Origin of the sequence: Streptomyces sp. NBC_00435 (genome assembly GCF_036014235.1) — a bacterium.
Taxonomy (GTDB): Bacteria; Actinomycetota; Actinomycetes; order Streptomycetales; family Streptomycetaceae; genus Streptomyces.
The window spans coordinates 6,022,830-6,036,526 of sequence record NZ_CP107924.1; the positions used below are offsets into that span (position 1 = coordinate 6,022,830).

At 72.3% G+C, this 13,697-nt stretch carries 13 protein-coding genes and 1 pseudogene; 5 read left to right on the top strand and 9 right to left on the bottom strand.

Going from position 1 to position 13,697, the window contains the following annotated elements:
• The first annotated feature begins 33 nt into the window (after positions 1-33).
• Both OG389_RS27680 and OG389_RS27685 read left to right on the top strand, forming a co-directional pair.
• Positions 34-228 (top strand): DUF3046 domain-containing protein, encoded by a 195-nt coding sequence (locus tag OG389_RS27680; RefSeq protein WP_328301141.1) that lies wholly within the window; start codon positions 34-36, stop codon positions 226-228.
• A 123-nt stretch (positions 229-351) separates the two neighbouring features.
• Positions 352-1,635, top strand: a complete 1,284-nt coding sequence (locus tag OG389_RS27685; protein WP_328301142.1) for an AI-2E family transporter — start codon at positions 352-354, stop codon at positions 1,633-1,635.
• On the opposite strand, the gene OG389_RS27690 is transcribed toward OG389_RS27685, so the two are convergent.
• Complete coding sequence (locus OG389_RS27690; RefSeq protein WP_328301143.1) at positions 1,583-2,344, bottom strand: Clp protease N-terminal domain-containing protein; 762 nt, start codon at positions 2,342-2,344, stop codon at positions 1,583-1,585. The two genes, OG389_RS27685 and OG389_RS27690, sit on opposite strands and share 53 nt — an antisense overlap.
• Positions 2,345-2,417: 73 nt before the next feature.
• Positions 2,418-3,221 (bottom strand): metallophosphoesterase, encoded by an 804-nt coding sequence (locus tag OG389_RS27695; protein ID WP_328301144.1) that lies wholly within the window; start codon positions 3,219-3,221, stop codon positions 2,418-2,420.
• Positions 3,222-3,463: 242 nt separating this feature from the next.
• Here OG389_RS27695 and recA point away from each other — a divergent pair, with 242 nt between their 5' ends.
• The 3 genes and pseudogenes from recA to OG389_RS27710 all read left to right on the top strand — a co-directional run bounded on the left by recA (position 3,464) and on the right by OG389_RS27710 (position 7,957).
• Entirely contained in the window at positions 3,464-4,594 is a 1,131-nt protein-coding gene (recA, locus tag OG389_RS27700; RefSeq protein ID WP_328301145.1) for a recombinase RecA, read from the top strand.
• A 3-nt stretch (positions 4,595-4,597) separates the two neighbouring features.
• A complete protein-coding gene (gene recX, locus OG389_RS27705; protein WP_328301146.1) occupies positions 4,598-5,296 on the top strand; it encodes a recombination regulator RecX in 699 nt (232 codons plus the stop codon).
• 107 nt (positions 5,297-5,403) lie between these two features.
• Positions 5,404-7,957, top strand: a pseudogene (locus tag OG389_RS27710) (FtsX-like permease family protein).
• A 200-nt stretch (positions 7,958-8,157) separates the two neighbouring features.
• Here the strand turns inward: OG389_RS27710 and OG389_RS27715 are convergent.
• From OG389_RS27715 to OG389_RS27740, 7 genes are all read right to left on the bottom strand, one after another.
• On the bottom strand, positions 8,158-8,553 hold the full coding sequence (locus OG389_RS27715) for a rhodanese-like domain-containing protein (protein WP_328304145.1): 396 nt from the start codon (positions 8,551-8,553) through the stop codon (positions 8,158-8,160).
• The gene (locus OG389_RS27720) at positions 8,544-9,089 is read right to left on the bottom strand and encodes a cysteine dioxygenase (RefSeq protein WP_328301147.1); all 546 of its coding nucleotides are present in this window, start codon (positions 9,087-9,089) and stop codon (positions 8,544-8,546) included. Before OG389_RS27720 ends, OG389_RS27715 begins: the two co-directional genes overlap by 10 nt.
• A 67-nt stretch (positions 9,090-9,156) precedes the next feature.
• Entirely contained in the window at positions 9,157-9,243 is an 87-nt protein-coding gene (locus tag OG389_RS36840; RefSeq protein ID WP_311318651.1) for a putative leader peptide, read from the bottom strand.
• Between the two features lie 32 nt (positions 9,244-9,275).
• The gene (locus OG389_RS27725; RefSeq protein WP_328301148.1) at positions 9,276-10,859 is read right to left on the bottom strand and encodes an FAD-dependent monooxygenase; all 1,584 of its coding nucleotides are present in this window, start codon (positions 10,857-10,859) and stop codon (positions 9,276-9,278) included.
• Between the two features lie 211 nt (positions 10,860-11,070).
• A complete protein-coding gene (locus OG389_RS27730; RefSeq protein WP_328301149.1) occupies positions 11,071-11,949 on the bottom strand; it encodes an amino acid ABC transporter permease in 879 nt (292 codons plus the stop codon).
• Positions 11,946-12,620, bottom strand: coding sequence for an amino acid ABC transporter permease (locus OG389_RS27735; RefSeq protein WP_328301150.1), 675 nt, complete (start codon positions 12,618-12,620; stop codon positions 11,946-11,948). Before OG389_RS27735 ends, OG389_RS27730 begins: the two co-directional genes overlap by 4 nt.
• Positions 12,621-12,754: 134 nt before the next feature.
• A complete protein-coding gene (locus OG389_RS27740) occupies positions 12,755-13,609 on the bottom strand; it encodes a glutamate ABC transporter substrate-binding protein (protein WP_328301152.1) in 855 nt (284 codons plus the stop codon).
• Positions 13,610-13,697 lie beyond the last annotated feature (88 nt).

Sequence of the window (13,697 nt, forward strand, 5' to 3'; positions counted from 1 at the left end):
CCGGTGCACTCTCCGGAGCGGGATACTGAGGTCATGCGGTTGACGATTTTCTGGGAGCGGATGGCCGAGCACTTCGGTGCGGGCTACGCGGACTCCTTCGCGCGGGACCACGTCATGAGGGAGCTCGGGGGGCGTACGGTCCACGAGGCGCTGGACGCGGGCTGGGAGGCCAAGGACGTGTGGCGTGCGGTGTGTTCGGCGATGGACGTGCCGGCCTCGCTGCGCTAGGGCCTGTCGTCGTGCGGCAGACGGGAGTTTGACGACAGGCCCTGGGCCGGACCGGCGGGTCGCCGGGCGGGGCCCGGGAGACGACTTCGCGGTACGCGGCGCCGGTGGGACAGACTGGGCGGCGTGGCAGCCAGCGATGAGACGACCGACCAGCCCGCAGACCCCCGGGGCGCGCCGCCGCCCGGCCCGGCGGCCCCGCAGGGCTCCCCGGCGGCGGGCCCCGTAGCGGGAGACCCAGGGGCCCCGGCCCCCGCGTCGGGCCGCCCCTCGACACCTGACCCCGCCGGTGAACCGGCGCCGGTGGACGCGCGGATGCCGCGCTGGCTGCCGCGCGCCGTGGTCCTCGTACTGGCCCTCGTCGCCTGCTTCCAGCTCGGCAGCTGGGCCTTCCACCAGCTGATCGGGCTGCTCGTCAACATCCTGATCGCGTTCTTCCTCGCGCTCGCGATCGAACCGGCCGTGGCCAGGATGGCGGCCCGCGGCATGCGCCGCGGGCTCGCCGCCTTCCTGGTGTTCCTCGGGGTGTTCGTCGCGGCGGCCGGATTCGTCGCCCTGCTCGGGTCGATCCTGGCCGCGCAGATCGTCGACCTGGTGGAAGGGTTCCCCGGCTATCTCGACTCGTTGATCGGCTCGATCAACGACACCTTCCACACGGACCTGTCCCGGCTGGACATCCAGGACAGCCTGCTGCACTCGGACTGGCTCCAGAAGTACGTGCAGAACAGCGCGAGCGGTGTGCTCGACGTGTCCGGCGCGGTGCTCGGCGGACTCTTCAAGCTGCTGACGATCGGCCTGTTCTCCTTCTACTTCGCCGCCGACGGCCCGCGGCTGCGCCGCGCGCTGTGCTCCGTACTGCCGCCCGCGAAGCAGGCGGAGGTGCTGCGCGCGTGGGAGATCGCGGTCACCAAGACGGGCGGCTACCTCTACTCGCGCGGGCTGATGGCGCTGGTCTCCGGGGTCGCGCACTACATCTGTTTCGTACTGCTCGACGTGCCGTACGCGCCCGCGCTCGCGGTGTGGGTGGGGCTGGTGTCGCAGTTCATCCCCACCATCGGCACCTACCTGGCGGGCGCGCTGCCGATGCTGATCGCCTTCACGGTCAACCCCTGGTACGCGCTGTACGTCCTCGGATTCGTGGTGGTGTACCAGCAGTTCGAGAACTACGTGCTCCAGCCGAAGCTGACCGCGAAGACGGTGGACATCCACCCGGCGGTGGCCTTCGGATCGGTCATCGCGGGCACCGCCCTGCTGGGCGCGGTCGGGGCGCTCATCGCGATCCCGGCCGTGGCCACGATGCAGGCCTTCCTCGGTGCGTACGTGAAGCGGTACGCGCTGACCGACGACGCGGACGTCTCTACTTCGCGTTCCCGTCCGAGGAGGCGAGTACGGCTGCCAGGGCGTCGCTGACCCAGTTCTCGACCGCGTCCTTGTCCACGCCGAGGCCGCTGAGCGGACCCGTTCCGTTCTCCAGCTCCAGGAGTGCGAGCAGGACGTGCTCGGTGCCCACGTAGCTGTGGCCGAGGCGCAGGGCCTCGCGGAAGGTGAGCTCCAGGGCCTTCTTCGCCGAGGCGTCGAAGGGGATCAGGGCGGGGAGGTCCTCCGCGGCCGGGGGCAGGCCCGCGGCCGCGGCCGCGTGTACGTCGTCGGCCGCGATGCCCTGTGCGGCGATGGCACGGGCCGCGAGGCCGTCGGGCTCGGCCAGCAGCCCGAGGACGAGGTGCTCGGTGCGGATCTCGGTGTTGCCGGCGGCACGGGCCTCGTTCTGCGCGGTCACGACCACGTTGCGGGCACGCGGGGTGAAGCGGCCGAAGCCCTGGCTGGGATCGAGTCCCGGCTCACCCTCCTTGTCGGCCTTGGGAACGAAACGCTTCTGCGCGGCCTGGCGGGTGACGCCCATGCTGCGGCCGATGTCGGTCCAGGAGGCGCCGGAGCGGCGGGCCTGGTCGACGAAGTGGCCGATGAGGTGGTCGGCGACGTCCCCGAGCGCCTCGGCGGCGACCACGGCGTCGCTGAGCTGCTCCAGGGTGTCGGTGTGGACCTTCTTGATGGCCTCGATGAGGTCGTCGAGGCGTACCGGATTGGTCATGCGAACGGGTTCGACCGAAGGGTTCGTCATGGGTGCAACCCTAGGTTGACAGTCGAGTGGGTGTCAACCCTGGGTTGTCAGTCGGAAGGTGCTCCGTGGCGGATCAGCCGAGGCGGGTGAGCAGGATGCGGCCCCCCTCGTGCACCCCGCCGTCGATGGCGACGACCCGGCCACCGGCGTACCGCAGTGCTTCCCGGACGTCCCCCGGGGCCACGCCGAAGTGCTTCGTGAGCGTGCTGTGCCCGTGCACCAGGACATCACCGCCGAGCGTCCCCAGTACGGTCGACACGGGATCACCGGCGTGCGCGGCCTCGGCGTCGCGGAACGCCCCCCGGGAGCTCATCCGCCGGGAGAACTCGAGCCACGCGGCGGGATCCGGGGAGCTCAGCGCGGTGGCGACGGCGGTGTTGACCTCCGCGACCGTCGATCCGAACTCCAGGTACCGGGCGGTGTCGGAGTGGACGAGGAGGTGGCCGTCCACGAGCGCCGCCGCGGGCAGGCCGAGGATCCAGTCGATGTGCTCCGGGGCGAGGCGGCGCAGGTCCTCCTCGCAGCCGCCGAAGCGGGCCCAGCCGCCCCGGAACCCCTCGGGCTCGTCCCATCCCGCGACGGGTGCGCTGCCGAAACGGTGGGCGGCGAGCAGCTGCACCTCGTGGTTGCCCAGCAGCGCCTCCACGCGGCCGCCGGCGGCCGCGGCCTCGTCCGCCAGTCTCCGGACGTCCTCGATGACGCCGATGCCGTCCGGACCCCGGTCGACGTAGTCGCCGAGCAGCCACAGCCGCGCGTCACCCCCGGACCACCGTCCCGTGCGGTCGACGAGTCCCGCGTCGCGGAGCGCCTCCTGGAACTCGGACCGGTGCCCGTGGACATCCGCGGCTGCGTACAGGGGGGTATTCGACGTCACCATGGGGCGGACGCTACCAGCGGCCCACCCCGGGCCCGCGGGTGTTTCCCGGCCGTCGCGGTGTCCGCACCGGCCGGCCCGCGGCCCTGGTGCCGCGGGTCCGGCGTGGTGCGCTTGACACGGAAATCGAACACGCATTCTTATTGGTTATCCACAGTCGAACCGGACGCGGGGCCGCGTTGTCAGTGGCAGGCGTTAGCGTCAATGGCGTGAAGCGATCGACTCAAGCAAATCGGGTGGAACCCATGGCAGGCAACGACCGCGAGAAGGCTCTCGACGCCGCGCTCGCACAGATTGAACGGCAGTTCGGCAAGGGTGCCGTGATGCGGCTCGGCGACAAGCCGAACGACCCCATCGAGGTCATCCCCACCGGATCGACCGCACTGGACATCGCGCTCGGCGTCGGCGGTCTGCCGCGCGGCCGTGTGATCGAGGTGTACGGACCGGAGTCCTCCGGTAAGACGACCCTGACCCTCCACGCCGTGGCCAACGCGCAGAAGGCCGGCGGCACCGTGGCCTTCGTGGACGCCGAGCACGCGCTCGACCCCGAGTACGCCAAGGCCCTCGGCGTCGACACCGACAACCTCATCCTGTCCCAGCCGGACACCGGCGAGCAGGCGCTGGAGATCGTGGACATGCTGGTCCGCTCCGGTGCGCTCGACCTGATCGTCATCGACTCCGTCGCGGCTCTCGTGCCGCGGGCCGAGATCGAGGGCGAGATGGGCGACTCGCACGTGGGTCTCCAGGCCCGTCTGATGAGCCAGGCCCTCCGGAAGATCACCGGTGCGCTCAGCCAGTCCAAGACCACCGCGATCTTCATCAACCAGCTCCGCGAGAAGATCGGCGTGATGTTCGGCTCGCCGGAGACCACCACCGGTGGTCGCGCGCTGAAGTTCTACGCCTCCGTGCGCCTCGACATCCGGCGCATCGAGACCCTCAAGGACGGCACGGACGCGGTCGGCAACCGCACCCGCGTCAAGGTCGTCAAGAACAAGGTCGCGCCGCCCTTCAAGCAGGCCGAGTTCGACATCCTCTACGGCCACGGCATCAGCCGCGAGGGCGGCCTGATCGACATGGGCGTGGAGCACGGCTTCGTCCGCAAGGCCGGCGCCTGGTACACGTACGAGGGCGACCAGCTCGGCCAGGGCAAGGAGAACGCGCGGAAGTTCCTCTGCGACAACCCCGCCCTCTCCGACGAGATCGAGCGGAAGATCAAGGAGAAGCTGGGCGTCGGTGTCCGCAAGGACGCCGCTGCCACCGCCACCGCCACCGCCACGGCCGAGGCCGGCGCGGACGCGTCCACCGAGACCGCGGCCGTGCCCGCTCCCGCGTCGAAGGCGAAGACCGCGGCCAAGGCCGCCGTCGCCAAGAGCTGACCCGTGTGGGAGCAGGAAAGGGGCGGCGGCGGAGACGGCCGGGAGGGCCGGCGCGCGGGCAGTCGTGAGGGCCGCCGCCCATTCGGTCGTGAAGGCAGTCGTGGAGGCGGCCGGGCAGGCAGTCGTGAAGGCGGCCCGGAAGGTCGCCTCGCGGAAGGCCGGGGCGCCGAGGGCAGGGAAAGCCGTCAGGAGCTGCCGCCCCAGAGTCCCGAGGAGCAGGCGCGGGCGATCTGTCTGCGTCTGCTCACCGGGATGCCGCGCACCCGGCGGCAGCTCGCGGACGCCCTGGCCAAACGGGACATCCCCGAGGAGGTGTCGGAGCAGGTCCTCTCCCGGTTCGAGGAGGTGGGCCTGATCGACGACGCCGCGTTCGCCGGGGCCTGGGTCGAGTCCCGCCACCGCGGCCGGGGCCTGGCCCGCCGGGCGCTCGCGCAGGAACTCCGTACCAAGGGGGTGGACCCCACCCTCGTACAGGAGGCCCTGGAACAGCTGGACTCCGACCAGGAGGAGGAGACCGCCCGGGAGCTCGTGGAGCGCAAGCTCCGCGCGACCCGGGGCCTGGAGCGGGACAAGCGGATCCGGCGGCTCGCCGGAATGCTCGCCCGCAAGGGATACCCGGAGGGCATGGCCCTGCGGGTGGTCCGCCGCGCGCTGGAGGCGGAGGGCGAGGACGCCGACGACCTGGGGTACCCCGGGGGCTGACCCCGCTCACCGGCCCGGACCGGCGGGCGGGGGTGGGGCCAACCCCCGTCCCGGGAGGCCGGAGCGCCCCAATGTGACGCGGTGTCCCCGGCGGCAGAGTTGCCCGCATGATGCTGCGCTACGCACTCCAGACCGTCAGGGACCGCAAAGCCGGTTTCCTCGGTGCCTTCGTCGCCCTGCTGTGCGCGGCGGCCCTCGTGACCGCCTGCGGAACCCTCCTGGAGACGGGACTGCGCGGAAAGATCGCCACCGAGCGCTACGCGGGCACGCCGGTGCTCGTCTCCGCCGACCAGAACGTCCATGAGACGACGGTCAAGGTGAAGAAGGGCGACACCCCGAAGGTCAGGACGAAGCACAAGGCCAAGCCCGTGGCGGAACGGGCCTGGCTGCCGGCCGCCACGGCGGACACCGTCCGCGCGGTGCCCGGAGTGGAGCGGGCCGTACCCGAGGTCACGTTCCGCGCGCTGGCACTCACCAGGGGCACCGACGGCGCGAAGCCCTCGTACGGGCACGCCTGGAGCTCCGCCGCGCTCACCCCCTTCACGCTCACCGAAGGCCGCGCCCCCCGGAGCACTGGCGAGGTCGTGGTCGACAGTGAACTCGCGGCCCGCGCGGCCCTGAAGCCCGGCTCGGAACTCGCCGTGCAGTCCACCGGCGAGCCCGGGACCTACACCGTCAGCGGGATCGCGGCCACGGCCGGCCGGAGCCTCGGGCACCAGACCACCCTGTTCTTCAGCGACACCGAGGCGCAGCGGCTCGCCGCCCGCGACGGCCGGGTCAGCGCCATCGGGGTCCTGCCCGGGGCGGGAGTGGACCCCGGCGAGCTCGCCGGGCGGATCCGCCAGGCACTCCAGGGCACCACCGCGCAGGTCGCCACCGGCGACGCGCGGGGCCCCGTCGAGTTCCTCGACGCGGCCGGCGCCCGGATCAAGCTGGTGTCCATGGGCGGCGCGATGGGCGGCACCTCCCTCCTCGTGGCGATCCTCGTGGTCGTCGGTACCTTCGCCCTCTCGGTCCAGCAGCGGCCACCGCGAGCTCGCCCTGCTCCGCGCCATCGCGGCCACCCCCCGGCAGCTGCGCCGCATGATCGGCCGGGAGGCGATGCTCGTGGGCCTGGCCGCCGGAGTCGCCGGAGCCCTCGCCGGGCTGCCGCTCGCCGCCTGGCTGCACGGGCGGTTCGTCGACGCCGGGGTCGTCCCCGTCACCCTGGAGCGCACCGCCGGGATCTTCCCGATGGCCGCCGCCGTCGGTGCGAGCCTGCTCGGAGCCTGGGCCGCGGCCCGGATCACCGCACGGCGCGTGGCCCGCGTCCGCCCGGCCGAAGCCCTCTCCGAGGCCGCCGTCGAGCGGAGCCGGCCCGCGTGGGGCCGGCTCGCCACCGGGGTGCTGCTGCTGGCCGCCGGCGTGGTCCTGGTCGCCGTACTGAGCACGCTGCGCACCGAGCCGGCCTCGACGCCGGTCACCTTCCTCGCCGTCGTGGTGCTCGCCGGAGCCGTCTCGCTGCTGGGCCCGCTGATCGTCAGGGGTGCGACCGCGCTGCTCGCCGGGCCGCTGCGGCTGGCCGGCCCGGGCGGCCGGCTGGCCACCGCGAACCTGCGCGGCAACGCCACCCGGATGGCCTCCGCCGTCACCCCGCTCACCCTGCTGATCGGGATGGCCTGCACGGTGCTCTTCATCACCCCGACGCTCGGCGACGCCGCCCGGACGCAGGCCCGCGAGGGAGTGCGGGCCGAGTGGGTGCTCCAGGGGCAGGGGCCCGGCGTCTCCGGCGCCGCCGCCGAGCGGATCCGCAGGACGCCCGGGGTCGTCGCGGCCACCGAGATCGTGCACACGTCGGTCCGGGTCGGGCTGACGAAGTACGCGGCACAGGGAGTGACCCCGGCCGGGCTGGACCGGACCTGGGACCCGGGAGTGACGGGCGGGAGCCTGGCGGGGTTCGGGGCGGGGGACGTGGCGGTGAGCGAACTGGCCGCGGACCAGCTGGGCCTGAAGCCGGGGAGCCCGCTGACACTGACTCTGGGGGACGGGACACCGGTCACGCTGACCGTGTCCGCGGTGTACGCGCGGGGGCTGGGCTTCGGGGACGTGACGCTGCCGCACGCCCTGGTGGCCGCGCACGTCGACGATCCGCTCGCCTCGCGCGTGCTGGTGGCGGGACCGGCGGTGCGGGAGGCGCTGGCCTCGGCCGTACGGGAGTACCCGGGTGTGTCGGTGCTGTCGGTGTCCGAGGCGGAGCGGCGGAGTGCGGACGGGGGCCCGGCCGGGTCCGGTTCCGGGATCAACCTGCTGGCGATGGGGCTGGTCCTGGCCTTCACCGGGATCGCGGTGGCCAACACGCTGGCGATGTCCACGGGGGAGCGGCTGCGGGAGTTCGCGATGCTGAGGCTCGCGGGTGCGACGCGCAGGCAGGTGCGGGGGATGCTGCGGGTGGAGGCGCTGGCCGTGCTCCTGATGGGGGCGGTGCTGGGGTCGGGGATCGCGCTGACGGTACTCACCGCCTTCAGCGTGGGCATGACGGGGGCGGCCGCGCCGGTGGTGCTCCCGCTGGTGTACGGGGTCGTCGTCGCGGGGGCCGGGCTGCTGGCGCTGTGCGCGACCGGCCTCGCGGGCCGGGCCGCGCTCCGGCCACGCCCCGTAGACCTGGCAACCGCGAAGGCCTAGCCCCGACTGGCGGGGCTGGAAAATCCAGCCCCGCCGGCGTTTGAGGAGCGGGCCCCGCGTCGGGACGGCAGAGTGGCACCCGTCAGGTCACCGCCGGACGGAGTCGGGCGCAGCGGCGCGAAGCCCGGGAGGCCCGCCAGGGCGAGTGGCGCGTGAAGGAGGGGCGTGGCCCGCCAGGGCCGAGTGGCGCGAGCAGGGCGTCAAGAAGGAGTGGGCGGAGCTACGGGGAGGCCCGCCGATCTCCAGGCCTGGAAGCCGCCCGTGAGGTCCGTGGCCCCCGGGAGGCCCAGCCCGTGGAGGGAGGCCGCCGCGAGCGTGGAGGCGTAGCCCTCGTTGCAGACGACGATGACGCGGATGCCGTGGTCCGTGGCCTCCGGGAGGCGGTGGGAGCCTTCCGGGTCGAGGCGCCACTCCAGCTCGTTGCGCTCGACCACCAGCGCGCCGGGGATCAGGCCGTCCCGCTCGCGCAGGGCCTGGTACCTGATGTCGACCAGGAGGGCCCCGGCCAGGAACTCCTCGTGCGCCCGGGCCGCGTCCACGCGGGTGTACGTGGTCCGCAGCCGGTCGATCAGCGCGTCGATGCCGCTCACTGCCAGTCCGCCGGGCGCTCGACCTGCTCCAGCGTGAGCACCGGGCCGGTGCGGCTGTAGCGGCGGATCAGGGGCAGCGGCGGGTAGTACGCGTGGACGGAGATCGCGTGCTCGGTCCCGGACTCGTTCAGTACCTCGTGCACGTGGTGCTCGCCGAAGGCCCGCCCGGCGCCCGCCGCCAGGCCGCGGGTGCGGTCAACGTCGGGTGCCAGGGAGAGGGACTGCCAGCCCTCGGACGGGAGGCGGACGGTCAGGGAGTTCTCCGTGAGGCGGCCGCGCGCGGTGGTGAAGGCACCCCACGACTCGGCGTGGTCGTGCCAGCCCGTGCCGGTGCCGGGGGGCCAGCCGATCAGCCAGGCCTCGCTGCCGCCCGGGCCGTCCAGCCGGATCCACGTCCGGCCCTCGGGGTCGAGGGGCAGGGAGGCGATCAGCTCGGGGTCGGAGGCGACGCGCAGGGTGAAGGCAAGGAGATCCGCCGCCGAAACGGCGGCGGCGGGCGCCGGCACGGAGGCCGGTGCGGGGGCGTGCGTGGTGGCAGGCATGGAGGAAGACCGTCCTGGGGGTTCGCGAGAGTGCGCGGCACACTTCGGGCGCGCGGAGGAAGGCGAATCAGCAGGAAGGGCGACATACGCAGCCCGCGTAGCGGAGCAGGTCCATATGGACCCTCCGCCACAGGCGTACGTCGTTGCCGGTCATGTTCGCGAGTGAAGCACGACTCGGCCGGAGGGTCAATCGATCAACGGTGCGATGGCGGGAGTGGTGCGGGGAGTGGAGGAAGGGGCGGGCGCGGGCGCGCCGTGGCGGACCGCGTCCGCGGCCTCGTAGAGCTCCGCCGGGCGGACCCCGTCGAACGTGGCCGCCAGATGCCCGTCCGGTCGTACGAGGAGCACGGTGTGCGCGGCCGCCCCCGGGTACCCGTCGGCCACGAGCAGTTCCGCCCGGACCGGGAGCGCGGCGACCGCCGCCGCGAGGCGGGGCATCAGGCCGGCGCCCACCCAGTGGCGCCGGTCCCAGACCCCGGTGCCGGGCGCGACGAGGACGACCAGCAGCCGGCCCCGGCCCAGCTGGTCGCGCAGCGGCACCGTGGAGCCGTCGGGCGCCGTCACCGGGATGTTCTCGACGGACCCGCCCGGCTCGGTGGCGGTCGGGACCTCGCGGACGGCCACGGGCGGGGCGTACACCGGCTCCGCGCCCAGCGGTCCGCGCCCCAAGTGGCCGTCGGTGAGGAGCGATTCGGCGGAACGCGAGGCTCCGGGCAGATAGGTGCGGATCCCGTTCCCGGCGCGCACCACGGCCATCGCCTGGTCGGCGGCGCGCAGCCGGGAGGCCACGGCCCGGCGGCGCTCGCTCTCGTAGCTGTCGAGGAGTTCCTCGGAAGCCCCCTGGTGCCAGGCGAGCGAGAGCTTCCAGGCGAGGTTCTCGGCATCCCGGAGCCCCTCCTCGACGCCCTGGGTGCCGAGCGCGCCGAGCAGGTGCGCCGCGTCCCCGGCGAGGAAGCAGCGGCCGTCGCGCCAGCGCCGGGCGAGCCGGTGGTGCAGGGTGTGGACCCCGGTGTCGAGGAGTTCGTACGGGGGAGTGGTGCCCCCGCACCACAGCGCGAGGGTGTCGCGGATGAGGGTCACCAGCGCGTCGGGGGTCACGAGGTCCCCGCGTGCCGGGAGCAGCCAGTCCAGCCGGTACACCCCGTCGGCCAGTGGCCGGGCGGTCACTTCGTCGGGCGGGCTGCGGTGCAGCAACGCCTCGCCCGGCCAGGGAAGTTCGGTACGCAGCGCGGCGACGGCGTGCCGCTCCACGGCGGTGCGGCCGGGGAAGCGGATGCCGAGCAGCTTGCGCACGGTGGAGCGGGCCCCGTCGCAGCCGACCAGGTGGCTCCCGCGCCACCAGGTGGTCTCGGCGCCCCGAGTGTGGGCGGTGACCCCGGCGCCGTCCTGCTCCAGGGCGTCGATCCGGCTCTCGGTGACCAGCTGGACCAGGGGGTGTGCGGTGGCGGCGTCGCGCAGCCCGCGGGTGAGGGCGTGCTGCGGCAGGTGGATCGGGGCCGGCCCGTCCTCGAAGGTGATCCGCTGGGAGTCGCGGCCGCGCCGCATGGTGCGCCAGGCGGTGAAGTAGGCGCCCTCGTCGCGCAGGGTCGTACAGCCCAGCCGGTGCACCATGGCGGCGGTGTCGGCGTGCAGGGCGACGGTGCGGGCGGGGCGGGGCTCCTCCTTGCCGGATCCTTCGTCGAGCACGACGCAGGGCACGCCCTGGCCGGCCAGGGCGAGGGCCAGGGACAGCCCGACGGGCCCCGCGCCGACGACGATCACCGGGTCCATGATGTGGCTCCCGGTGTCCGGTATGTGATCACAGAACGTATGCAACTCACTGGAGGTGCCTGCGTCAAGTGACGCCGGCCGGGACAATGCCGAGTGGTGCGACGGATGAGATCCGTCGCACCACACGTGTCCCGCCAGTGTACTGACCGGCTGTCAGGCCGGACGCCGGATACCGGTCCGCCGCTCGGTCAGGCAGTTGTTCGACGAGCCGTCAGTCGCCGTCGACGCTCTCGCCCACGTCGAACTGGGACACCGGGACCATCGCGCCGGTGGACCGCTTCGACTTCCGCAGGCGGCCCTCCATCCAGGAGGCGAACGTGGTGAGGCCGAAGTTCACCACAACGTACAGCGCCGCGATGATCACGAGGGTCGGGATGGTGTTGCTGTAGTTCGCCGCGATCGGCCGGTTCATCGACAAAAGCTCGGCCAGGCCCAGCAGCGCGCCGCCGATCGCGGTGTCCTTGAGGATCACCACGAGCTGGCTGACCAGGGCCGGCAGCATCGCGGTGACCGCCTGCGGGAGCAGGACGTGCGTCATGACCTGGCCCTTGCGCATGCCGATCGCCTTCGCGGCGTCGGTCTGGCCCCTCGGGAGCGATTGCACGCCGGCCCGGACGATCTCGGCGATGACCGCGGAGTTGTACAGGGCCAGGCCGGTGATCACCGCGTACAGCGGCCGTACTTCGGAGCTCACGGAGGTGTACTGCACGAAGAAGGCGGAGCCGAAGAGCATCAGCATCAGCACCGGTACGGCCCGGAAGAACTCGACCCAGGTGCCCACGGCGCTGCGTACCCACGCGTGGTCGGAGAGCCGGCCGATGCCGAGCAGGGCGCCCAGGGGCAGAGCGATCACCATGGCGATGGCTCCGGCCCGCAGGGTTTCGCCGAGGCCGGGGAGCAGGAACGTGGTCCAGAGCTGGCTGTCGGTGAAGAAGGGGGACCACTTGTCGGCTTCGAGCTGGTTCTTCTCCGCCAGTGCGGACAGCACCCACCACACGACGGCCGCGGCCACGACGAGGAAGATCCCGCTGTAGATCCAGTTGCGCGCCTTGGCCTTGGGGCCCGGGGCGTCGTACAGCACGGAGGTCATCGCTTCACCGCCACTCGCTTGGCAACCCAGCCGAGCAGCAGGCCGGTGGGCAGGGTCAGAAGGACGAAGCCGAGGGCGAAGATCCCGAAGACGGCGAAGAGCGCCTGCGGTTCGTTCTCGACCATCTCCTTCATCAGCAGGGAGGCCTCGGCCACGCCGATGGCAGCCGCCACCGTGGTGTTCTTGGTCAGCGCGATCAGTACGTTGGCCAGCGGGGCGACGACCGCCCGGAAGGCCTGGGGGAGCACGATCAGGGTCAGCGTCTGCACGAAGCTCAGGCCCAGCGCGCGGGAGGCCTCGGCCTGGCCGACGGGGACCGTGTTGATGCCCGAGCGCAGCGCCTCGCAGACGAAGGTACCGGTGTAGGCGGTGAATCCGAGGACCGCGAGCCGGAAGCCGATGTCCTTGAAGGTGTCGCCGCCGAGCGTGATGCCGAGGGTCTGGTTCAGGCCCAGCGAGCAGCCGATGATCAGCACGGTCAGCGGGATGTTGCGGACCACGTTGATGTACGCGGCGGCGAAGCCCCGCATCAGCGGGACCGGGCTGACCCGCATCCCGGCCAGTACGGTGCCCCAGATCAGGGACCCGACGGCCGAGTAGAGGGTGAGCTGAACCGTCACCCAGAAGGCTCCGAGCAGGTCGTACTGCCCCGAATCAAGAAAATCGAACACGATGGCCTGCGCTCTCCCCAGGATGGCCAGGTTGGCCGGTGGGGCACGGCGCCGCCCGCGGCAGGCGGGCGGCGTCGCACCTCCCCGATGAATCAGTCCTCACCGATGGATCGGCCGGCGGACCGGCCGCCGGGTCAGCTGCCTTCGGTGACCGCGGGCGCCGGCTCGTTCTTGTAGCCGGACGGGCCGAAGTTCTTCTTGATGGCCTCTTCCCAGGCGCCGTCCGCTTCCATCTTCTTGATGGCGGCGTTGACCTTGGTCTGAAGGTCCTTGTCGCCCTTCTTCAGGCCGATGCCGTAGTTCTCGTTGCTCAGGCTCAGCCCGACCAGCTTGAACTTGCCCTTGTTCTTGTCCTGCGAGGCGTAACCGGCCAGGATCGAGTTGTCCGTGGTCAGCGCGTCGACGGCCTTGTTCTCCAGACCGGTCAGGCAGTCGGAGTAGCCCGGGTACTGCTGCAGGTCGGCCTCGGGGGCCAGCTTGGTCTTGACGTTCTGCGCCGAGGTGGAGCCGGTGACGGAGCAGAGCTTCTTCTTGTTGAGGTCCTCGGCCTTGGTGATCGAGGTGTCGTTGGCGCGGACCAGCAGGTCCTGGTGCGCGAGGAAGTACGGGCCGGCGAAGTCGACCTTCTCCTTGCGCTTGTCGTTGATCGAGTAGCTCGCGACGACCAGCTTCACGTCGCCGTTGGCGATGAGGTTCTCGCGCTCGGCGCTGACGGCCTGCTTGAACTCGATCTGGTCCGGCGTGTAGCCGAGCTCCTTGGCCACGTAGGTCGCCACGTCCACGTCGAAGCCCGTGAACTTGCCGTCGGGGGTCTTCAGGCCCACACCCGGCTGGTCGAACTTGATGCCGATGACGATCTTGTCCTTCTTGGCCCCGGCGCTCGCGCCACCGTCACTGGCGGCCTTGTCGCTGCTGCCGCCACAGGCGGTCGCGGTCAGGGCGAGAGCTACGGCGACAGCGGCGGCCGCGCCGACCTTGGAGAGCTTCATGGTGGACTTCCCTCGGAGTGAGACGTGAGACAGAAGTGAAGTGAGACGTGCTGGACGACGATCCGTCACCGGATCACTACCAGACGCG